This is a genomic window from Tessaracoccus caeni (assembly GCF_029211185.1).
Classification (GTDB): domain Bacteria; phylum Actinomycetota; class Actinomycetes; order Propionibacteriales; family Propionibacteriaceae; genus Arachnia; species Arachnia caeni.
Genome location: NZ_JARGDO010000062.1, coordinates 1 through 725, shown reverse-complemented (window position 1 = coordinate 725; position 725 = coordinate 1). Strand labels below are relative to the sequence as shown.

Here is a 725-nt window from a genome sequence, read left to right as displayed (position 1 = left end):
TTTCGTGTGTTGGGGTTTGTTTTTGGGTGTGTTTTGAGAATTTTATAGTGGACGCGAGCATCTTTGTAGATTATCGAATGTGATATTTTTGTTTGACAAGCTACTAAGTGCGATCGGTGGATGCCTTGGCACCAAGAGCCGATGAAGGACGTTGTAACCTGCGATAAGCCATGGGGAGCTGGTAAACGAGCTGTGATCCGTGGATTTCCGAATAGGGAAACCTCAAATTTCCAGAGTTATGTCTGGTGACCTCTGCTTGAATATATAGGGCAGTTGGAGGGAACGTGGGGAAGTGAAACATCTCAGTACCCATAGGAAGAGAAAACAATAGTGATTCCGTGAGTAGTGGCGAGCGAAAGTGGAAGAGGCTAAACCTTGGTCGTGTGATAGCCGGCAGGCGTTGCGATTGGGGGGTTGTGGGACATGTCCGTTACCATGCTGCCGTGTGGTTGGAAAGTAAAAAAACATGCGCGAAGTTGAATCAGTTTGAATGCTGGACCGTAGAGGGTTGGAGTCCCGTATATGTATGTGTGTGTCTTTCTGGGTGTGTTCCCAAGTAGTGCGGAACTCGTGGAATTTTGCATGAATCTGGCAGGACCATCTGCTAAGCCTAAATACTCCTTGGTGACCGATAGCGGACAAGTACCGTGAGGGAAAGGTGAAAAGTACCCCGGGAGGGGAGTGAAATAGTACCTGAAACCGATCGCATACAATCCGTCGGAGCC

Annotated in this window: 1 rRNA gene; it reads left to right on the top strand. The window is 48.3% G+C overall.

From position 1 onward, the window contains the following. Positions 1-93 precede the first annotated feature (93 nt). A 23S ribosomal RNA gene (locus P0D62_RS18995) occupies positions 94-725 on the top strand; the annotation flags it as partial.